21 protein-coding genes are annotated in these 19,003 nt (G+C 72.4%); 12 read left to right on the forward strand and 9 right to left on the reverse strand.

The genetic code is table 11. From position 1 onward, the window contains the following. Positions 1–38 precede the first annotated feature (38 nt). Positions 39–1,031, forward strand: coding sequence for an SDR family oxidoreductase (locus tag ACEN8D_RS10790; RefSeq protein WP_309777852.1), 993 nt, complete (start codon positions 39–41; stop codon positions 1,029–1,031). Between the two features lie 247 nt (positions 1,032–1,278). On the opposite strand, the gene rocD is transcribed toward ACEN8D_RS10790, so the two are convergent. Then, on the reverse strand, positions 1,279–2,505 hold the full coding sequence (rocD, locus tag ACEN8D_RS10795; protein WP_413461710.1) for an ornithine--oxo-acid transaminase: 1,227 nt from the start codon (positions 2,503–2,505) through the stop codon (positions 1,279–1,281). Then, positions 2,502–3,389: a dimethylargininase gene (ddaH, locus tag ACEN8D_RS10800; RefSeq protein WP_261646093.1), complete on the reverse strand. Its 888-nt coding sequence runs from the start codon at positions 3,387–3,389 to the stop codon at positions 2,502–2,504. Before ddaH ends, rocD begins: the two co-directional genes overlap by 4 nt. A 238-nt stretch (positions 3,390–3,627) precedes the next feature. On the opposite strand from ddaH, the gene ACEN8D_RS10805 reads away from it, so the two are divergent. Genes ACEN8D_RS10805 through ACEN8D_RS10820 form a run of 4 tightly spaced genes read left to right on the forward strand, consistent with a single transcriptional unit; the run spans position 3,628 to position 6,051 of the window. Next, a complete protein-coding gene (locus ACEN8D_RS10805; RefSeq protein ID WP_070417337.1) occupies positions 3,628–4,065 on the forward strand; it encodes an Lrp/AsnC family transcriptional regulator in 438 nt (145 codons plus the stop codon). A gap of 10 nt (positions 4,066–4,075) precedes the next feature. Further along, complete coding sequence (locus ACEN8D_RS10810) at positions 4,076–4,456, forward strand: hypothetical protein (RefSeq protein WP_413399273.1); 381 nt, start codon at positions 4,076–4,078, stop codon at positions 4,454–4,456. Positions 4,457–4,459: 3 nt separating this feature from the next. Then, positions 4,460–5,293 carry a nitroreductase family protein gene (locus ACEN8D_RS10815; RefSeq protein ID WP_413399274.1) on the forward strand — a complete coding sequence of 278 codons (834 nt, stop codon included), beginning with the start codon at positions 4,460–4,462 and terminating at the stop codon, positions 5,291–5,293. Further along, positions 5,290–6,051 (forward strand): YqjF family protein, encoded by a 762-nt coding sequence (locus ACEN8D_RS10820; protein ID WP_413399275.1) that lies wholly within the window; start codon positions 5,290–5,292, stop codon positions 6,049–6,051. Before ACEN8D_RS10815 ends, ACEN8D_RS10820 begins: the two co-directional genes overlap by 4 nt. Here the strand turns inward: ACEN8D_RS10820 and ACEN8D_RS10825 are convergent. Next, positions 6,023–6,742 (reverse strand): hypothetical protein, encoded by a 720-nt coding sequence (locus tag ACEN8D_RS10825; RefSeq protein ID WP_413399276.1) that lies wholly within the window; start codon positions 6,740–6,742, stop codon positions 6,023–6,025. The two genes, ACEN8D_RS10820 and ACEN8D_RS10825, sit on opposite strands and share 29 nt — an antisense overlap. 75 nt (positions 6,743–6,817) lie before the next feature. Here ACEN8D_RS10825 and ACEN8D_RS10830 point away from each other — a divergent pair, with 75 nt between their 5' ends. From ACEN8D_RS10830 to ACEN8D_RS10850, 5 genes are read left to right on the forward strand one after another with little or no spacing between them, the layout of a single operon-like run. Continuing rightward, a complete protein-coding gene (locus tag ACEN8D_RS10830; RefSeq protein WP_413399277.1) occupies positions 6,818–8,083 on the forward strand; it encodes a phosphatidylserine decarboxylase family protein in 1,266 nt (421 codons plus the stop codon). Between the two features lie 31 nt (positions 8,084–8,114). After that, a complete protein-coding gene (locus ACEN8D_RS10835) occupies positions 8,115–9,113 on the forward strand; it encodes an SDR family oxidoreductase (protein ID WP_309777838.1) in 999 nt (332 codons plus the stop codon). Continuing rightward, a complete protein-coding gene (locus ACEN8D_RS10840; protein WP_309777837.1) occupies positions 9,110–9,448 on the forward strand; it encodes a hypothetical protein in 339 nt (112 codons plus the stop codon). The genes ACEN8D_RS10835 and ACEN8D_RS10840 overlap by 4 nt, the downstream gene beginning before the upstream one ends. Positions 9,449–9,458: 10 nt before the next feature. Continuing rightward, complete coding sequence (locus ACEN8D_RS10845; RefSeq protein ID WP_309777836.1) at positions 9,459–10,046, forward strand: dihydrofolate reductase family protein; 588 nt, start codon at positions 9,459–9,461, stop codon at positions 10,044–10,046. Positions 10,047–10,077: 31 nt separating this feature from the next. After that, complete coding sequence (locus ACEN8D_RS10850) at positions 10,078–10,275, forward strand: hypothetical protein (protein WP_070417343.1); 198 nt, start codon at positions 10,078–10,080, stop codon at positions 10,273–10,275. Positions 10,276–10,321: 46 nt separating this feature from the next. Here ACEN8D_RS10850 and ACEN8D_RS10855 read toward each other — a convergent pair whose 3' ends face one another. Both ACEN8D_RS10855 and ACEN8D_RS10860 read right to left on the reverse strand, forming a co-directional pair. Continuing rightward, positions 10,322–11,053 (reverse strand): tyrosine-protein phosphatase, encoded by a 732-nt coding sequence (locus tag ACEN8D_RS10855; RefSeq protein WP_309777834.1) that lies wholly within the window; start codon positions 11,051–11,053, stop codon positions 10,322–10,324. Next, positions 11,046–14,615, reverse strand: a complete 3,570-nt coding sequence (locus ACEN8D_RS10860) for a proline dehydrogenase family protein (RefSeq protein ID WP_413399191.1) — start codon at positions 14,613–14,615, stop codon at positions 11,046–11,048. Before ACEN8D_RS10860 ends, ACEN8D_RS10855 begins: the two co-directional genes overlap by 8 nt. A gap of 117 nt (positions 14,616–14,732) precedes the next feature. Here ACEN8D_RS10860 and ACEN8D_RS10865 point away from each other — a divergent pair, with 117 nt between their 5' ends. After that, positions 14,733–15,209: a MarR family winged helix-turn-helix transcriptional regulator gene (locus ACEN8D_RS10865; RefSeq protein WP_413399192.1), complete on the forward strand. Its 477-nt coding sequence runs from the start codon at positions 14,733–14,735 to the stop codon at positions 15,207–15,209. 87 nt (positions 15,210–15,296) lie between these two features. Here the strand turns inward: ACEN8D_RS10865 and ACEN8D_RS10870 are convergent, their stop codons facing one another. The 4 genes from ACEN8D_RS10870 to ACEN8D_RS10885 form a co-directional block, all read right to left on the reverse strand. After that, on the reverse strand, positions 15,297–15,977 hold the full coding sequence (locus ACEN8D_RS10870; protein ID WP_309777829.1) for a hypothetical protein: 681 nt from the start codon (positions 15,975–15,977) through the stop codon (positions 15,297–15,299). A 180-nt stretch (positions 15,978–16,157) separates the two neighbouring features. Then, positions 16,158–16,856, reverse strand: a complete 699-nt coding sequence (locus ACEN8D_RS10875) for an anti-sigma factor family protein (RefSeq protein ID WP_309887217.1) — start codon at positions 16,854–16,856, stop codon at positions 16,158–16,160. Next, positions 16,853–17,365 (reverse strand): sigma-70 family RNA polymerase sigma factor, encoded by a 513-nt coding sequence (locus ACEN8D_RS10880; RefSeq protein WP_071294337.1) that lies wholly within the window; start codon positions 17,363–17,365, stop codon positions 16,853–16,855. The genes ACEN8D_RS10875 and ACEN8D_RS10880 overlap by 4 nt, the downstream gene beginning before the upstream one ends. Continuing rightward, positions 17,365–18,111: a YceI family protein gene (locus ACEN8D_RS10885; protein WP_309887218.1), complete on the reverse strand. Its 747-nt coding sequence runs from the start codon at positions 18,109–18,111 to the stop codon at positions 17,365–17,367. Before ACEN8D_RS10885 ends, ACEN8D_RS10880 begins: the two co-directional genes overlap by 1 nt. A 9-nt stretch (positions 18,112–18,120) precedes the next feature. Between ACEN8D_RS10885 and ACEN8D_RS10890 the strand changes: the two genes are divergently transcribed. Continuing rightward, on the forward strand, positions 18,121–18,984 hold the full coding sequence (locus ACEN8D_RS10890; RefSeq protein ID WP_309887219.1) for an NAD-dependent epimerase/dehydratase family protein: 864 nt from the start codon (positions 18,121–18,123) through the stop codon (positions 18,982–18,984). Positions 18,985–19,003 lie beyond the last annotated feature (19 nt).

The raw sequence follows: 19,003 nt of genomic DNA on the forward strand, positions 1-19,003 counted from the left end.
CGGTGCAGTGGTGCACCGCCGGGAGCGAAGGAGCGTCCATGTCGGGAGCCAGCGTGCTGTTCATCGGCGGCAGCGGGGTGATCAGTGCTTCCTGTGTCCGCGAAGCCGTCGAGCAGGGGTTCGACGTCACCGTGCTCAACCGGGGGACCACCGGGGGCAGGCCGATCCCGGAGGGTGTGACGCGCCTCCAGGCCGACGTGTCGGACCGGAGCGCCCTGGCGGAGGTGGTCGGCGACCGCCACTGGGACGTCGTCGTGAACTGGATCGCCTTCACGCCGGACCAGGTGCAGGCCGACGTCGACTTCTTCGCCGGGCGGACCAGGCAGTACGTGTTCATCAGTTCGGCCTCGGCGTACCAGACCCCGGCGACGCACCTGCCGATCACGGAGTCGACGCCCCTGAAGAACCCGTACTGGCAGTACTCGCGGGACAAGATCGCGTGCGAGGAGCTGCTCATGGCGGCGTACCGGGAGCAGGACTTCCCGGTGACGATCATCCGGCCGTCGCACACCTACGACGAGACGAAGCTCCCGTTGACGGGCGGCTGGACCGCTGTCGCACGGATGCGTGCCGGCAAACCGATCATCATCACGGGCGACGGCAGCTCGCTGTGGACGATCACGCACAGCCGGGACTTCGCAGTCGGGTTCACGGGGCTGCTGGACCGGGCCGAGGCGATCGGCGAGGCGTTCACGATCACGAGCGACGAGGCGCCGACCTGGAACCAGATCGCGCACGAGATCGCAGCGGCAGCAGGCGTCGAAGACCTGAAGATCGTGCACGTGCCGGCGGATGCGATCAACGCCGTGGACCCGGAGTGGGGTGCGGCGCTCCTCGGCGACAAGGCGAACAGTTCGGTCTTCGACAACAGCAAGGTGCGGTCGCTCGTACCGTGGTACCGGCCCCGGACGCCCTACCGGCAGGGCGTGCGCGAGGTCATCGCCTGGTACGAGGCGAACCCCGACGCGCAGGTCGTCGACGAGCGGCTCGACGCCCTGATGGACGAGCTGGCGGCGCGCTGGGCGGTGTGACGCGCGCGCGGGCGCGGGCGCGGGCGCGGCGCGCGGTCGCGGGCGCGGCGCGCGGTCGCGGGCGCGGCGCGCGGCCTGACGGGGCCGGCGCGACGCGCGGCACAACACAACGCACCCGGAACCACGTGATCGCGTGGTTCCGGGTGCGTTCGGTTGTGCGACAGCGTCCTGAACCGGGTCGGCCGGGCACGAGTCGGGAGGCGCGGCGCGGGTCCGACCCGCACCGCGCCTCCTGTTGGTCGTCGTGTCAGGCGCGCGCGGCCAGGACCTCGGCGAGGGCGCCGATCGCCAGGCGCACCTCGTCGTCGGTCACGACGAGCGGCGGCGCGAAGCGGATCGTCGACCCGTGGGTGTCCTTCACGAGCACCCCGCGGTCGGCGAGGTCCTGCGCGATCTGCTTGCCCGTGCCGAGCGCCGGGTCGATGTCGATGCCCGCCCAGAGTCCGGCGACCCGGTGCGAGACGACTCCGGAGCCGACCAGGTCGTCGAGCAGCCCGCGCAGCAGCGGTTCGCCCTCGAGCGCCCGTTGCTGGAACGTGCCCTCGCCGAGCATCGCCACGACCTCGGAGCCGACGGCCGCCGCGAGTGGGTTCCCGCCGAAGGTCGACCCGTGCTCGCCCGGACGCAGGACGCCCAGGACGTCACGCCGACCGACCACGGCGGACACGGGGACGATCCCGCCGCCGAGCGCCTTGCCGAGCGTGATGAGGTCCGGGCGGATCCCGACGCGCTGCACGGCGAGGGTGTGGCCGGTGCGACCGAGCCCGGACTGGATCTCGTCGGCGACGAACAGGGCGCCGAACTCGTCGCAGACCTCTCGGACCGCCGGCAGGTAGGACGGAGGCGGGATGACGACCCCGCCCTCGCCCTGGATCGGCTCGAGCAGCACGGCGACGACGGTCTCGTCCATCGCCTCGCGCAGGGCATCGGCATCGCCGTACGGCACGGTGCGGAAACCGGGCGTGAACGGCCCGAAGTCGTCGTGCGCCGACGGGTCGTCCGAGAACGAGATGATCGTCGTGGTGCGGCCGTGGAAGTTCCCCGAGGCGACGATGATCGTGGCGCGCTCAGCGGGGACGCCCTTGACGCGGTAGCCCCAGGCACGGGAGACCTTGATCGCGGACTCCACCGCCTCGGCACCGGTGTTCATCGGCAGGACCATGTCGGTCTCGGTCAACGCGGCGAGCGCCGAGGCGAACGGTCCGAGCTGGTCGTTCACGAACGCGCGCGAGGTCAGCGTGACCCGGTCGAGCTGCGCCCGCGCGGCGTCGAGCAGCCGGGGGTTGCCGTGACCGAAGTTCACGGCGGAGTAGGCGGCGAGGCCGTCCAGGTAGCGCTTGCCGTCGACGTCCGTGACCCACGCGCCGTCGCCCGATGCGATGACGACGGGCAGCGGGCTGTAGTTGTGGGCGAGGGAGCGTTCCTCGACGGCGAGCGCCGCAGCGGTCCGCGAACCGAGCGACGAGGCCGTCATCGCGCGACCGAGGTGCCGGTGCCGACCGGGTGCAGGTCGAGCGTGCAGCACTTCACGCCGCCGCCGCCGAGCAGCAGCTCGGACAGGTCGACGCCGATCGGGTTGTAGCCCTTCTCGCGGAGCTGCGACGCGAACGTGGTGGCGCGCGAGGCGATCACGACGTTGTACCCGTCGGAGTAGGAGTTCAGGCCGAGGATCGCGGCGTCCTCCTCGGTGGCGATGATCGCGTCCGGGAAGCGCTCGCGCAGGATCGCCAGCGACGGCTCGTCGAAGGCGCTCTCGAGGTACGCGATGTTCGACGTGCCGTCCGCGGCGGGCTCCGGGTCGAGGACCGCGATCGCCGTGTCGAGGTGGTAGAAGTTCGGGTTGATGAGCTTCAGGGTGACGACCTCGCGGCCGTAGATCCGCGCGAGCTCCTCGTGCGAGGTGCTGTCCGAGCGGAAGCCGGTGCCGGCGAAGATGGTGTTCCCGATGAGCAGGAAGTCGCCCTCGCCCTCGTTCGTCTCCTCGGGCTCGGCGACGGTCAGGCCCGCGCTGCGGAACCAGTCCATGTACGCCGGACCCTCGGGCTGACGCTCGGGGTACTGGAACTTCGCGCCGTACGCGACGCCGTCGAGCACGAACCCGCCGTTGGCCGCGTAGACCATGTCCGGCAGGCCCTCGATCGGCTCGATGTACGAGATGTCGAAGCCGAGCTGCTCGTAGACGTCCACGAGGGACTGCCACTGCTCGACGGCCTTCGACGTGTCGGTCGGGTCCTCGGGGTGCATCCACGGGTTGATCCGGTAGCTGACCGTGTAGTGCGTCGGCTTGCACATCAGGATCGTCCGCTTTGTGGCGGTACGGGCCGGTGCATCGGTGGTCGAGGGTGCGGTGTTCGACATCAGTCCTCCTGGAGGGACCGGGGCCCGAGCCTGCCAGGAACCACCACTGAAGAAGAGCTCCGGTGAGATGCAGGCTCACTCACCGCAGCGGACCAGGTCGACGCCGCGTCGATCCTCGCACACACCGTCCAGCACGTGCAGTCCCCCACACTGCGGGTCAGTGACACCCGTTCGGGTGACGCACGTTTCGTGCGCCGAACCCACCGGACGTGCAAGAAGTCCGCGTACCATGGGTGCAATGGATTCGCTCGACCACCGCATCCTGGATCAACTCCGGGAGAACGCCCGCGCCGGCTACGGCGACATCGGGTCGGTGGTCGGACTCTCGGCCTCCGCCGTGAAGCGTCGCGTCGACCGGCTGGTGGGCGACGGCGTGATCCAGGGCTTCACGATCAAGGTCGACCCCGCCGTCGAGGACCGCGGCACCGAGGCCTGGGTGGAGCTCTACTGCCGCGGCACGGTCTCCCCCGACGAGCTCCGCACCCTGCTCGACAGCGTGCCGGAGGTCATCGACGCCGGCACCGTCACGGGCAGCGCCGACGCCGTCGTGCACATGCGCTCGAAGGACCTCTCCGCGCTCGAGGAAGCCCTCGACAAGGTCCGCCTCGCACCCCAGGTGGACCACACGCGGTCCGCGATCGTGCTCTCCAAGCTGGTCAGTCGCGAGACCGCGTAACGTCCCGCACATGGGACTGATGGCGGCCAGGAGGCACGGATCACCTCCCACGGGTTCGCGCACGGCCCGCCGTCTGGTCACCGCTGCGAGCGTCGCCTACGTCGCGAACTGCGCGTGGGGCACCGCCGTCGCCGTGCGGCTCATCCGGACGAGGAAGCTGCGCGTCGTCCACCACGGCCTGTTCGTCGTGACCGCCACGCTGACCGGTGTCGCGGCGACCACCCCGGTCTGGACGCGAAGCCGATCGGCGCTCTTCCTGCTCCCGGCGCTCGTGCCGCTCGCGGTCGCACCACGCACGAACCCGCGCTCCGGAGCACACTGGCAAGTCGCGGTCGCCGCGGCGCCGTCCTACCTGGGGGCGTTGCTCGCGGGCCGCCGAGCAGAGAGGTAAGCAGTGGAGCTCTTCGAGGCGATCAGACGCCGGCGGACCACCAACGGACCGTTCCTCCCCGACCCCGTGTCGCCCGAGCACCAGCGGCTGCTCATGGAGCTGGCCGGCCGGGCACCGTCGCAGCTCAACAGCCAGCCGTGGCGGTTCGTCCTCGTCGAGGAGCGCGACACGATCGACCGCGTCGCCGAGATCAGCGGCTCGTCGATGACCCGGACCATGGCCGAGGGGACGTTCTTCGAGCGGTACAAGCCGTACTTCCGGTTCTCCCAGGCCGAGATGGACGAGCGGCGCGACGGCATGCTGTTCGACAAGCTCCCCGGCCCGCTCAAGCCCTTCACGAAGCAGGTGTTCACGAAGCGCGGTCAGCTGCTCATGAACACACTGCGGGTGCCGCACACCCTCGGTGAGGAGAACCGGAAGCTCGTCGCCGGGTCGCCGCTGCTGCTCGGCGTGCTGCTCGACCGGCACGAGTACCGGAAGGAGGAGCTCTCCGGCTTCTACTCGGTGTTCAGCATGGGTGCGGCGATGGAGAACATCTGGCTCGCCACGACCGAACTCGGACTCGGCATCCAGTTCGTGTCCTTCCCGATGGAGACCCCCGGGGCGTGGGAGGAGATCGAGGGACTGCTCCACGTCGCCGAGTCGCTCGAGCTGATGGCCGTCTACCGGATCGGCTACCTGCCGCCCGAGCGCCGGCGTCCCGCGATCGACTGGACGTCGAGCGAGCGGAAGCGGCCGTCGCAGTACGTCTTCCGGGGGACCTGCGACACCCCGCAGCAGGGGTGGGACGACGCGCCCGTGGCGGGGCACATCGGCCCGGAGGCGACCACCTCGTGACCGCGGCCGTGCCCGCCGGGGGCGACCCGCGCCTCCAGGCCGTCGCCCCCGGACTGACCGGACGCCCCTGGATCTCGCAGGACTGGCTCGACGTCGTCTTCGTGCACTGGCGCGTCGACGTCTCGGCGGTTGCGCCGCTGCTCCCCGCAGGCACCCGGCCGGACACCCTCACTGCGGACGGCACCGACGACGGGGCGACCACGTGGGTCGGCCTCATCGCGTTCCGGTTCGAGGACACCCGGTTCCCGCCGATCTCGACGGGGAGGATCGGGGACTTCGTCGAGGTGAACGTCCGCGTCTACACGATCGACGACGAAGGGCGGCACGGTGTGGTGTTCCTGTCGCTCGACGCCGGCAAGCTCCTGCCGACGATCGGCGCGCGCGTCGCGACCGGTCTGCCGTACTGGTGGGCCGATGCCGAGACGCGGAACGGCGACGGCCGCGTCGGCTACGCCATGCGACGACACGGGACGCACCTGCGGTCCCTCGTCGAAGTGCGGGTCGGTGCGGAGGTGACCGAGCCGACGGCCCTCGAGACCTTCCTGACCGCGCGGTGGGGCATGCACGTGCACCGAGCCGGCCGGACCCGGTTCTGGCCGAACGAGCACGAGCCGTGGCCGCTCCACCGGGCCTCGGTCGTGTCGCTCCGGGACGACCTGATCGGTGCCGCGGGGCTGCCGTTCGCACTGGCCGAGCTCGAGCCGGACTCGGTGCTCTACTCGCCCGGCGTCACGACGCGGTTCGGTCTCGGGCGCTGAGCGGGTCGTCGCTCGGCGGTTCCTGACCGCGGACGTCCGGCTCCGTGCCGTCGAGGTCGGCGTCGGTGGCCTTCGATGCAGCGCGCCAGTGCAGCACCGCGAGGATGACGGTGAGCGGGACGATCACGACGCTCCACCCGACCCACCGCGACGAGTACGTCTCGTCGACGGCCGGGACCGTCAACACCACGACCGCGAACACGGTCGAGGCCACCGCGACACCGGCGACCGCCACGGAACGGCCCCGCAGCTCAAACCGCGTCGGCTCGGACTGTCGTGCGGACCGGAGGCCGATCTCGACGGCCCCCAGCGCGAACAGGAGGGCCTGCGCCCCCACCGCGAGCGCGAACGCCGCCAGGCAGACCCCGGCGGCGCCCCACACGGTGACGCGCGTGCGGTGCAGGCGCCACGCGGCTGCACGACTCGGGTACCAGTACGCCCGCCGTCCGACGGCTGCGAGCACCACCGCGCCGGCCAGCACGACCACGCTGACGAGGATCGCCACGGGCAGCGCCGCGCGCTGCAGCCAGATGCCGATCGCCAGGACGACCAGCACACCGGCCACCTGTGCCGCCGGAGGACCCCACCACTGTTCAGGGAGGATCGGCGTCCGTCGGACCCAGCGCGGCTCCGGCTCCTGCTCCGGCTTCGCGTCCGGCCCGGGCTCCGCGGGGTCGACTCGGGTGTCCACCCGCCCATCATGCTCGGTCCTCGGCGACAGTGCTGGCTGGGAGGACCGGGTGACCGGGTCGGTACGGTGCGCTTCGTGACTGCTGCACCTCGTGACGTCCGCCGCCGTGCCGGCTGGCTCCCCGCCGACCAGGCCCACCTCGAGTCCTGGTTGCGGGGCCGCCGCGAGCGCCTCGACCAGCGCGATCCCGACCAGGTGCTGCACCCGTCGGTCGCCGCGTTCCGGGACGTCGTCGAGGGCGACCCCGTGCTCCGGCTCGAGGCGCACGAGATGATCGCGCAAGTCCCGTCGTCGCGGGACTACGCCGAACGCCACCTCGAGAGCTTCGACGAGCTGCTCCTGCTCATGGACGAGGTCGTCCGCAGTGCGCCCGAGTACGGCGAGCAGATGGTGATGACCCCGCTCGACGGGATCCTCGACTGGACGAAGGCAACCCCGGCGGGGTTCTCGTTCTACCGGGACCCGCGGGTCAACGCCGCACTGCGCGACGTCCTCGACGCCTGGTGCACGTTCCTGTCGGCCGAGCAGTCCCTCGAGGTGATCGTCGACGAGCCGGGCGGCTGGCGGAGCGATGCAGCTCGACGTGCGGTGGGCATGGACCAGTTCGAGCACGACCCGGACGACGAGCACTGGGGCTTCACCTCGTGGAACGACTTCTTCACAAGACGCTTCCGGGAGGGCGAGCGGCCGGTCGCGTCCCCGGACGACGACGCGGTGGTCGCCAGCCCGTGCGAGGCCACGCCGTACCGGATCGCCCGGGGTGTGCGACGCCGCGACGACTTCTGGGTGAAGGCCGAGCCGTACTCGCTCGACGAGCTCCTCGCCGGGGACGAGTCGGTCGACGGATTCGTGGACGGCACTGTGTTCCAGGCCTTCCTGAGCGCCCTGGAGTACCACCGCTGGCACAGCCCGGTGGCCGGGACGATCGCTCGCGCCTGGGTGCAGCCCGGGACCTACTACTCGGAGGCCGACTCGCAGGGGACCGAGGCCTGGGAGCCGACGGTCTCGCAGGGGTACCTGGCGCACGTCGCCACGCGTGCCGTGGTCGTCATCGACGCCGACGATCCGGCGATCGGCCAGGTGGCCGTCGTCTTCGTGGGCATGTCCGACGTGTCCTCGTGCGTCATCGGGGACGGCATCACCACCGGCACGCACGTGGGCAAGGGCGACGAACTCGGGTACTTCCAGTTCGGCGGGTCCTCGGTGTGCGTGTTGTTCGGCCCGGACGTCGTCGAGGCGTTCGCACTCGGAGCGATCCCCCAGGCCCCGGACGAACGCCCCTCGGTGCTGCGGGTCGGCTCGCACCTCGCGACGGCCCGTCGGGGGACAACTGCTGGGTGAGCGGCTCGAGCGCCTGCGTACAACTGGGCGCATGACTCGAGTGGCAGTGGTGACCGGTGGTTCCGCAGGACTGGGACGGGCGACGGTGCGGGAGCTCGCCGCACGGGGGTGGGACGTCGCCGTGCTCGCGCGGGGGCGGGACGGGGTCGAGGCCGCGGTCGCCGAGGTCGAGGCGGCCGGACGACGAGGGCTGGCGCTGGTCGCGGACGTGTCCGACCGGGAGGCCGTCGAGGCAGCCGCCGACCGTGTCGAACAGGAGCTCGGGCCGATCGACCTCTGGGTCAACGGCGTGATGGTCGGCGTGTTCGGACGGTTCATGGACACCGCACCCGAGGACTTCGAGCGCGCACTGCACGTGACCTACCTCGGCTTCGTGAACGGCACCCGGGCAGCGCTGTCCCGGATGGTCCCGCGCGACCGCGGGCAGGTCGTCCAGGTCGGTTCGGCCCTCGGCTTCCGGGGCATCCCGCTGCAGGCCGCGTACTGCGGGGCGAAGCACGCGATCGTCGGGTTCACCGAGTCGGTCGTCTCCGAGCTCCTCGAGCAGGGCAGCAAGGTGCAGGTCTCCCGCGTCGACATGCCCGCGCTCAACACCATCCAGTTCCAGTGGGTGAAGTCGAAGCTGCCGCACCAGCCCCAGCCGGTCGCACCGATCTACCAGCCGGAGGTCGGCGCACGGGCGATCGCCGCCGTGGCCGAGCGGCCCCGTCGCCGCACCTGGGTCGGGGAGTCGACGGTCTACACGATCCTCGGCAACCGGATCAGCGGGCGGTTCGCCGACTGGTACGCCGCGAAGACGCTGGTGTCCGGGCAGCAGGACCCCGAGAAGGACGGGTCGGCGATCGGCGTGAACCTCTACGAACCGGTTCCAGGGGACCACGGGGCGCACGGGGTGTTCGACGACACCGCGCACGCCTGGTCGCCGCAGACCTGGTGGGTGGAACACCGCCGGCTCGGGAACGGGCTCGTCGGCGCGGTGCTGGCCGGTGCGGCGGGAGCCGTGGCGCTGGCGGCGGGACGACGACGATGACGTCGGGCTCCGGTGTCGAGGCCGTCCGGGCCGCCGTGGGGATCGGGCACGCGGTCCGGGCCGCACGGGGCGGTGGGCAGCCGGTGCTGGACGTCGTGCTCGCGGCGCGGCAGCTCGCCCAGGCGGGGCTGGTCGGTCGCGCCCGGACTCCCGACGCACACACGCTCAGCGCGGTCGTGGACACCCTCCACGGCCTGACGATGGTGCCGCTGGCCGTCGCGGACCGGCGGCGGCGCCGGTTCGCCCTCGGCCAGCTCGGGATCTCCCTGGTGTTGGTGATCGCCGAGTGTGCGGCCGTCGGCAGCAGACGACGTGCTGTCGGAGGTGCTCGGTAGCGTCCCGGGCATGAGCACGACCTACTCCGTCGCGTCCTCGCTGGACGGGTTCGTCGCCGCGCCCGGCGACGACCTCGACTGGCTGCTGCAGTTCGGCTTCGAGCCGTTCCAGGAACACCACGACCGCTTCTTCGCGGGCGTCGGTGCCCTCGTGATGGGTTCGACCACGTACGAGTGGCTGCTCGCCCACGACGACACCTGGGCGTACCCGGACCTGCCGACCTGGGTGTTCACCACGCGCGAGCTGCCCGTGCCGGACGGCGCCGAGGTGCACTTCGTCTCGGGATCGGTCGCGGACCACCAGTCGGTCCTCGAGCGGGCGGCGGGCGAACGCGACGTGTGGGTCGTCGGCGGCGGCCTCCTCGCGGCGCAGTACCAGCAGGCCGGGCTGCTCGACGAGCTCCGGGTCACGGTGATGCCGATCGCGCTCGGCGCCGGTGCGCCCCTGCTGCCGGTGGCCGCGCCCACGCCGGTGTACGAACTGGTCGGCACGACGCCGTTCGTGGGCGGCGCGGTCGAACTGCACTACCGGTCGACACCGGCGGCCGGTGACACGGACCCGCACTCCGTCGGCCAGGATGCGCGCACCGACGCCTGACGCCCACCAGCCGCGGCGTAGCGTCCGTGCCATGAGCGACAACGAACAGACCGAGCCCGTCATGGACGGCGCCACCGAGGCGACGAACCACGAGAAGCTGCACGGCCTCATCGAGCAGGTCGACCACGACCACGCCGGCGAGGGCGCCGGAGCGATGGCCGACCACCTCCGTGACCGGATGGACGAGACCGGCGTCGTGGACGAGGAAGCCGGAGACACCGAGGACTGAGCCCCGCCGGACGCCACCGCGCGCGTCCGCGGACGGTCCCCGTCGGTCAGGCGACGTCCGCGCGGAAGGTGCGCAGCGCCTCCAGGTCGTCCGCGTCGAGACCGGCACGCTCGACGAACCGGTCGACGTCGAACGCGGCGAGGGCCGCGCGGAACGCCCCTTCGACCGTGGTGCCGTGCTCGGCGCACAGCGCCTCAATCTTCGCCTCGTTCGAGGGGACGCCGATCGAGGCGAGCAGCGCCGGGGCGTTGTCGACCGTGACGAGGTGGTCGGCGACGATCGCCTCGGGTTCGACGCCGGCGAGGGACAGCAGGACGAGCGCGATGATCCCGGTGCGGTCGCGTCCGCCCGCGCAGTGGAAGAGGACACCGCCCGGTTCGGCTCGGGCGATCGCACGCAGGACGGAGCCGGTGCGCTCCGGCAACTCGGCGAGGTGCGGGCCGTAGTACAGGGGTGTACCGACGAGCCCGGTCTCCCAGTACGCCTGCCAGAACGCGGGAGCCGCGTCGAGTCCGTCGTGGTCGATCACGACGGTCGTCACCCAGTCCGGACGGGTACCGGTGTCCTTCTCGGTCTCCCACGGCGCGCGCAGGTCGACCACCGTGCGAACCCCCGCGTCGCGCAGCGCCTGCCAGCCGGCGGGGCTCACGCGGTCGACGTTCTCGGACCGGAAGACCTGCCCGGACGGGGTCGCCCCGCCGTCCCGCAGCGGGAGCCCGCCCAGGTCGCGGGCGTTGAAGAGCCCCTCGGCGTGCAGGGTGCGGTCGACGTCAGACATGCAGCTCCGCGAGGTCGGGGTCGAGGTCACCGAAACGGTGCGCCGTGATCGACACGGTCTGTTCGCGCAGGAACGGGAGCATCTCGATGATCCCGGCCTCGACCACGGGGGCGTCGTGGATGGCGACGTCGACGCTGGCGCCCAGGGCTTCCTCGAGCGCGAGGGGGTCACCGCCCACGAGCCGGATCCGGGCGCCGGGTCCGCCGAACGCTGTGTGCGCCGGGCGGTCCTGCCCCTGGGCGAGCACGGCGTCGAGCGCGTCCTGCTCGACCTCGTCGCCGGAGGACCAGTCCGGCCGGAACAGGTCACCGGAGGCGGCACGGCGGAGGAACTCGTCGTCCGACTCGACCAGGTGGTCGACGACGTGCAGCGGCGATCGGCTCGACGCGAGCAGCTGCGTGAGCGGTCCGGGGAGCGGCCGAGCCGTGCTCACGAGCAGGTCGGCCCGGGCGGCGGTCGCGGCGGCGAGCACGCGCACGAGGTCGCCGGACGAGGCGCCCTCGGCCTGCCGGACGATGACGGACTGCGGCCGCCAGCGCAGCACGTTCCGCTCGACGACGAGCCCGGCCGGGTCGTGCGCCACGCCGAACTCGGACTCGCGTGCGCGGACGTCGCTCAGTGCACCGGCGCGCACCTGGTCGAACTCCTCGAACGACAGGCCGCTGCGGGCCGCCTCGATCACGGCGGTGACCCGCGGCGGCAGGCCGTGCAGCTGGATGCTCTTGTGCACGGTCCGGGGCGTGGGCTCCCACCGACCGAGCGTCGCGACGGACATCGAGCCGCCGGGCTTCGTCCCGGTGCCGACCGACGAGCGCTTCCACCCGCCGAACGGCTGCCGGTGGACGATCGCGCCCGTGGTGCCGCGGTTGACGGACAGGTTGCCCGCGCGGACCCCGGCGATCCAGTCGGCGACCTCGTCGGTGTCGAGAGAGTGGAGGCCGGCGGCGAGACCGTGGTCGGTGCCGTTCTGGATCGCGATCGCCTGGTCGAGGGTGTCGGCGCGCATGATCCCGAGGACCGGGGCGAGGTACTCGGTCTGGTGGAAGTCGCTGCCGGGCCGGACACCGTCGCGGATCCCCGGCGACCACAGCCGGCCGGAGTCGTCGAGCGGGACCGGCTGCACCAGCCAGGACTCCCCCGGGCCGAGCTCGGTGAGCCCGGCGCGCACCGTGCCCTCGGGCTCGGCGATCAGCGGCCCCACCTGCGCCGTCGGGTCGTCCGGCCAGGCGACACGCAGGGTGCGGGTGGCGTCGACGAGCTGTCGGCGGAAGCGCTCGCTCTCGCCGACCGCCCCCACGAGGATCACCAGCGAGGCCGCGGAGCACTGCTGCCCGGCGCGACCGAACGCCGACCGGACGATGTCCTGCACGGCGAGGTCGAGGTCCGCGCTGGGAGTGACGACGATCGCGTTCTTGCCGCTCGTCGCACCGGTGAGCGGCAGACCTGCACGCCACCAGCGGAAGGAACGTGCGGTGTCGGCCGAGCCCGTGAGGACGATCCGGTCGACCGCGGGGTGCGCGATGAGGTCGCGGCCGAGCTGGTCCTCGTCGAGGTCGACGAGCTGGAGCAGGGAGTGCGGGACCCCGGCGTCCCAGAGCACGTCGGCGAGCACCGCCCCGGAGCGCTTCGCCTGGGGCGCGGGCTTCAGGACTACCCCGCTGCCCGCGGCGAGGGCGGCGAAAACGCCCTCGGCCGGGTTCGCGACGGGCGACGTCCACGTCGGCGCCACGATCGTGAGGCGCGGCGGCACGTACCGGGCACCGTCGCCGTCGAGCACGGCCAACCGCCGGGCGCTGTCGGCGGCGTGGTGGGCGGAGTCGATCGCGGCGCTCACGTCGGAGTCGGCCTCGCTGAAGGTCGTGCCCGTCTCCGCCGCCGACACCTCGATGAGGTCGGCACGCCGCGTCTCGAGCTCGTGCGCGATGAGGTCGAGGAGCTCGGCACGGTCGGACGGGTCCTGCCGTCCCCAGTTCACCCCGGCCTGCGCCGTCCGGGCGACGATTCGCTCGAGCTTCGACCGGTCGGCGACCTTCGACCCGCGGATCGTCTGCGCACCGAGCTGCGAGCGCGGCACCCGCCGGAGCACGTCGAGCGCCCACTCGCGGTTCGCGGCGGTCGACGGGTCGGTGTCGGGTGCGTTCGTGAAGGCGTCGCGGTGCACGGGGTCGCCGATCGGGGCACGGCGGTCCTGCGTCCGGTTCGTGGCCGGCACCCGACCGGGAGCGTCGAGGGCCGCGACCGCCGCGAGCCACCGGCCGCGTTCACGCTCGAAGACGCTCTCGTCCTGACCGATGTCGCCCGCCGCGGCGACGAAGCCGTCCGGACTGGCGCTCTCCTGCAGCCGCCGGGCGAGGTACGGGATCGCGGCGTCGAACTGGTCGGGGTGCACGACCGGGGTGGAGACGACCACCCGTCCGACGTCGGCACGGACGGCGTCGGCGGACGCGGACGCCATCCCGAGCAGCACCGCGACGTGCACGCCGTCGGTGACGCCGCGGCGCTGGGCGAGGGTCCACGCCGTCGCGAGGGTGAAGAGGTTGTGGCTCGCGACCCCGATCCGGACCGCGTCGATGCGCTCCGGCGTGAGGGCGGCGTCGAGCAGCCGGAGGTGGGCGGTGTCGGTCTCCTGCTTCGACCCCCACGTGGCGAGGGGCCACCCGTGCAGGATCGCGTCGACCCGTTCCGTCGCGAGCGAGGCGCCCTTGACGAGTCGGACGGTGATCGGCGCGCCGCCACGGGCACGCCGCTGCTGCGCCCAGGCGGTCAGGGAATCGAGTGCGCCGGCGGCGTCGGGCAGGTACGCCTGCAGCACCACACCGGCGTCCAGCCCGAGGAACTCGTCGCGGTCGAGGAGCGTCCGGAACGCAGCGAGCGTGACGTCGAGGTCGCGGTGGTCCCCGGCGTCGAGCGTGACGGACTTCGGGGTCGGGGACGACGCGGCGAGCCGGTACAGGGGGACGAGCCGGTCCACCACCCGTTCGACGGTCTGGTCGAACGCCCACGCGGACATCTGCGGCACGACCGACCGCACGCCGATCGACACGTGGTCGACGTCGTCACGCGCCAGCAGGTCCATCGTCGCCTGCAGCCGTCGGTCGCTCTCCGCGCTGCCGAGCACGGCTTCGCCGAGCAGGTCCACGTCGACGACCACACCCGGGCCGCCGACCTTCGCGAGCGCGGGCCCGAGCTTCGCGTCGGTGGCGTCGACCACCAGGTGCCCGGTCATCCGCCGCAGGATCTTCCGCGCCGTGGGCACCACGGCCCACGGAGCCATCGTCGCGAACCCGCCGCCGAGCGTCACCGCGCCGCGCAGGGACCAGGACAGGAAGTCCGGGACGTCGCGGCTGACCTGCTCGAGGTTGCGGGCCACGACGCGTGGGTCCTCGGGGCGGATCACCTTGTCGACGAGACCGCGCGTGAAGTCCAGCCCCCGGTCGTCCCGCAGGGCCTCGGCGAGGCGGACCGCCCCCGCGTCGGGCTTCGTCCCCGCGGACGCCGCCAGCCACCGCCGCACGAGGGCGACGGCGTCGTCGGTGCAGTCCTGCAGTCGGGCGCTCGGCATGCACCGATCGTATGCTGCGCCACCGACCGCACCTCGGAGCGAGCCGTGCGCCACCGGCGAGTCATCCGAGCGGATGATCATGCCGTCGAAGCGTCCGGAGGTCGATACGCTGACGCCATGTCGAACGAGGGCGCCGAGGGCCACGACTGGGCGACGTGGGACGCCTACCACGACGTCTGGCGACGCCTCGACCGCGCGCTCGACCATGCCGTCCAGCACGGCGCAGGCATCTCGATCCCCGAGTTCGAGATCCTCATCGGACTGCACCGCGAACCGGACCACCGGTTGCGGGTCCGCGACATCGCGGCCGGCATCGGCTGGGAGAAGTCACGCGTCAGCCACCAGGTCACGCGCATGGTGGCGCGCGGCCTCGTCGAGCGTGCGGACTGCCCCACCGACGGACGGGGCAGCTGGGTGGAGATGACCCCGGACGGTCGCCGCGCGGTGCTCGCCGGCATCCGTGCGCACACCGGTGCGCTCGAGGACCTGTTCTGGAGGCCCGTGGGGACCGACGCGGACACGCTGCGGTCCGTCAGTGCTCGCGTCGAGGCCGCGATCGGCCCCGACGAACCGGATTCGGACAGCGCCGACTGAGACGACGAGCACTGAGACGACGAGCACCGAGACGACGACACCCCCGCCCCGGGACGGCCGGGACGGGGGTGCGACGTGCGGGGGGTGTTACTTGATCTTGGCGGTGATGGTGGCGGTGCCGACGAGGAGGCCGGACTTCACGGCGTCGGTCTTGAAGGTGCTGTTGAGCAGCTTCGCGGCGTCACCCGAGACGTGCACCGTGGTGCCGGTCAGGATCGCGTTGTCACCCTCGAGCTGGAGGGGCTTGAGCGTGCCACCGTGCAGCGAGAACAGGTACGCGTTGTTCACCGCGACCTTGCCGTTGACCAGCACGTCACCGTAGAGCTTGGACGAGCCCGGGTTCACGACGAAGTTCTCCAGCGTCACCGTCGTCGAACCGGCGGTCAGGGTCAGGCCCGAGTCGTCGTGGTTCAGCAGACCCTGCACGTACGGACGGTAGTCACCGTCCGGCGACCAGTACGTCACCGAACCGGACGTGATCGGGAACGACACGGACCCGTCGGCGAGCTTGGCGTCACCGGAGACACCCGGGGTGAGCTTGAGCGCGGTGAGGGCGTCGGTGAAGCCGGAGTCGAGCTTCACGGCGGTGTCGCCACCGAGGACCTCGGGCACCGATGCGACGGGGCCGGGGATCTTCGACGAGGACGACGACACGGTGTGCACCGACGGGGTCGAGGCCTGCGCCGAGGTGATGCCGAACGCGGCACCACCCAGCACGAGCGCACCCGTCGTGGCGAGCGTGATGGAGGTCTTCAGGGACTTGCGCATGGTGATCGTTCCTTTGCTGTAGTCGCGCTCGGCGCGGGCTGCTGTGTGCGCGCCGAACACACCCTGGTGCAGGGTGGAGAACCAGCGATCTGCGGCTGGTGAGCGCCTCCGGGGTGTTCCCCGGTCGATGTCAGTGATTCGGCACCCTCGCCCAGCCGGATTGGTCCGGATCGGGATCCGTCAGAGATCGACGTCCGCGAGCACCCGATCGTCGCCGCGGAGCCGCACCTGCACGCTGGCGATGTCGTCGCGCTGCACGTCGGTCGAGGCGGACAGCCCCCGGGCGTCCTCGCCCGCGGCCGACCACGACGCCACGGTCTGCACGGACCCGTCGTCGCGCACGACCACGAGGTCGTACATCACGGACCCGTCGGCGGCCCAGGACTTCCCGCCGTAGGAGCAGCCCCAGTCGAAGCGGGTGCCCCACGGCTCGCCGCTGACGGACAGGTCGACGTCGAGGCCGCGCTCCCCCACGAGCGCGTACCGGTCGGCCGACGCCGTGGCCGGGCCGGCCTGGACGGACGGGTCCACCCGTGCGGTGCCGACCGCGAGTCCGCCGAGGACCGCGGCGACCACCGCGGCGGCGGCCGTGGCCGCGACCCAGATCCGGCGGCGACGACGGCGGTGTCGAACGCGGTGCGCGACGGAGGCGAGGGTGCTCTCGGAGCCGGTGTCGCGCCTCCCGTCCGGGTCCGCGATCTCGACCGCCTGGTCGGCCGGGAGCTTGGACAGCAGGCCCGGGAGACCGACCAGCTCGGCGACGGCTGCCGCACAGCGGTCGCACGTCTCGAGGTGCCGCTCGTACTCGAGCCGCTCGTGCGGCGGCAGGGAACCGAGCACGTAGGCGGCGTCCCACTCGGCGTAGCGGTCGTCGCTCATCGCGTCACTCCTCGTTCCTGCAGTGCGAGCCGGAGGGCCCGCAGCCCGTAGTGCAGCCGCGACTTCGCGGTGCCCTCGGGGATGTCGTGTCGTCGGGCGATCTCGGGGACCGTGTGCCCGAGCCAGTAGGCGTCCACCACCACCCGACGGTGGTCGGGGCTGAGGGAGGCGAGGGCGTCCGCGACGACGATGCGGTCGAGGACGGCATCGGTGCGGTCCGCCTCGACCCGGTCGACGGGGGACTCGGTGCCGTGCTCACGGCGGTTCCGCGCGGACCGGGCATCGTCGACGACGAGGTTCCGGGCGACGGTGAAGAGCCACGCTCGAGCGCTGTCCGGAGCGCGTTCGAGCACGGCCGGCCGCTGCCACGCGCGGACCATCGTCTCCTGCACGACGTCCTCGACCGTGTGGCCGTCCCGCGTCAGGTGCCGGACGTACCGGGTGAGTGCGTCGCCGTGCTCCCGGTAGAGCGTCGCGAGCAGCTCGTCGGCGGATCGGCCCGTGGCCATCACTTCGCCAGGTCGAGGGAGAACTCGACGGACCCCTTCGGATCCACCGTGACGAAGCCGAGGGACGGTGCTTCGACGCCGTAGTCCTCGAAGGTGATCGGGATGCTGCCGGCGACCTGCACGGTGCCGTCCTTCGCGACGGCGACCTGGGCGTCGGCGGTGACGGGCTGCTCGACGCCGTGCAGGTCCATCGTGCCGGTGAGCGTGACGTCCTGCGTCGAGCCGTCGAGCGCCCCGGACACGTCGACGGGCTTCGTCAGCGTGAACGTCGCCGTGGGGTGCTGGTCCGTCTGGAGCGCGGTGTCGCGGAAGTAGGCGTCACGGGCGGACTCGGGCGTGGTGATCTTCGCGACCTCGACCGTGACCGTCGCCTTCGTGAGGGAGCCGCCGCTGACCTCGGCGCTGCCCTCGACGTCCTTCGTGCGTCCGACCACGTTCACATCCTGCCCCTGGAGCTTCTCGTGCACGCGGTAGCCCGCGAACGAGTCGCCGGTGCTGGTCCAGCTGCCGTCGGCCTCGGCGGCGGTGAGGGTGCCGGAGCCGCCGGACGGCGCGGCGCTGACGGAAGGGGCCGCGGCAGCCTGCCCGTTGACGGTGTTCGCGTAGATGGTCGGTCCGGCGATGGCTGCGGCCGCGCCGACGACCACGACGCCGGAGGCGATGCCGATGATGACCTTGGTGCGTGTGCGGAGTCCCATGCCCTGACGACGAGACAGCGGGCCGGATCGTTCACCGGCGTTCGGCATGATGGGACGGTGGACATCGTCATCGCCGGCTGCGGCGACCTCGGGATCGAGACCGGCCTGCGCTTCGCCGCCGCCGGGCACCGCGTGGTCGGACTCCGGCGGCGGGGCGAGCTGGTCCCGGCCCCGCTCACCGGGCGGAGCGTCGACCTGCGCCGGTCGGCCCCGGAGATCCCTGCGAGCACGGCGGTGGTGGTCGTGGCCGTCGCCGCGGGGAGCCGCGAGGTGGACGAGTACCGCGCGACGTACGTCGACGGGCTGCGGAACGTCCTGGACGGCATCGACGCGTCCGGAGCGAGCCCGCGCCTGGTCGTCGTGTCCTCGACCGCGGTCTACGACGTCGACGACGGCGGCACGGTCACCGAGGACACCCCCGCGGACGGCGGTTCCCCCACCGCGGACGTCCTGCTGGAGGCCGAGGCGCTGCTCCGCGAGCGAGCCCCGGGGGCGGTGCTCGCTCGGCTGTCCGGTGTGTACGGTCCCGGGCGGGAGCGCCTCATCGACCAGGTCCGGGGCGGAGGGGCTCGGTCGGCTCCGGCCGACGGGTCGTCCCCGCACACGAACCGGATCCACCGGGACGACGCGGCCGCGGCCCTGGTCCACCTCGCGACGCTGGACGACCCCGCACCGACGTACCTCGTGACCGACGACGAACCGGCTCGGCTCGACGACGTGTACGCGTTCCTCGCCGCCGAGCTCGGGGTCGCGGTGCCGCCGAGGACCGAGGCCGGCGCCGGCGCCGCCGGCCGGCAGGGTGCCGGTGACAAGCGCCTGTCGAACGCCCTGCTCCGCTCGACGGGCTGGGCACCGCGGTACCCGACGTTCCGCGAGGGCTACCGCGCCGTCCTCGCCGGCGTCGGCACCCGGCATCCCTGAGCCGCCGCGCTCGGTACGA

Source organism: Curtobacterium sp. Curtsp22 (assembly GCF_059492135.1).

Bases quoted from the DNA above. Each gene is read 5' to 3' on its own strand.
- ACEN8D_RS10790 (WP_309777852.1), top strand. From the start codon at position 39: ATGTCGGGAGCCAGCGTGCTGTTCATCGGCGGCAGCGGGGTGATCAGT.
- ACEN8D_RS10855 (WP_309777834.1), bottom strand. From the start codon at position 11,053: ATGTCTGACGTCGACCGCACCCTGCACGCCGAGGGGCTCTTCAACGCC.
- rocD (WP_413461710.1), bottom strand. From the start codon at position 2,505: ATGACGGCCTCGTCGCTCGGTTCGCGGACCGCTGCGGCGCTCGCCGTC.
- ACEN8D_RS10885 (WP_309887218.1), bottom strand. From the start codon at position 18,111: ATGCCGAACGCCGGTGAACGATCCGGCCCGCTGTCTCGTCGTCAGGGC.
- ACEN8D_RS10865 (WP_413399192.1), top strand. From the start codon at position 14,733: ATGTCGAACGAGGGCGCCGAGGGCCACGACTGGGCGACGTGGGACGCC.
- ACEN8D_RS10845 (WP_309777836.1), top strand. From the start codon at position 9,459: ATGAGCACGACCTACTCCGTCGCGTCCTCGCTGGACGGGTTCGTCGCC.
- ACEN8D_RS10840 (WP_309777837.1), top strand. From the start codon at position 9,110: ATGACGTCGGGCTCCGGTGTCGAGGCCGTCCGGGCCGCCGTGGGGATC.
- ACEN8D_RS10880 (WP_071294337.1), bottom strand. From the start codon at position 17,365: ATGGCCACGGGCCGATCCGCCGACGAGCTGCTCGCGACGCTCTACCGG.
- ACEN8D_RS10810 (WP_413399273.1), top strand. From the start codon at position 4,076: ATGGGACTGATGGCGGCCAGGAGGCACGGATCACCTCCCACGGGTTCG.
- ACEN8D_RS10870 (WP_309777829.1), bottom strand. From the start codon at position 15,977: ATGCGCAAGTCCCTGAAGACCTCCATCACGCTCGCCACGACGGGTGCG.
- ACEN8D_RS10860 (WP_413399191.1), bottom strand. From the start codon at position 14,615: ATGCCGAGCGCCCGACTGCAGGACTGCACCGACGACGCCGTCGCCCTC.
- ACEN8D_RS10850 (WP_070417343.1), top strand. From the start codon at position 10,078: ATGAGCGACAACGAACAGACCGAGCCCGTCATGGACGGCGCCACCGAG.
- ACEN8D_RS10875 (WP_309887217.1), bottom strand. From the start codon at position 16,856: ATGAGCGACGACCGCTACGCCGAGTGGGACGCCGCCTACGTGCTCGGT.
- ACEN8D_RS10805 (WP_070417337.1), top strand. From the start codon at position 3,628: ATGGATTCGCTCGACCACCGCATCCTGGATCAACTCCGGGAGAACGCC.
- ddaH (WP_261646093.1), bottom strand. From the start codon at position 3,389: ATGTCGAACACCGCACCCTCGACCACCGATGCACCGGCCCGTACCGCC.
- ACEN8D_RS10835 (WP_309777838.1), top strand. From the start codon at position 8,115: ATGACTCGAGTGGCAGTGGTGACCGGTGGTTCCGCAGGACTGGGACGG.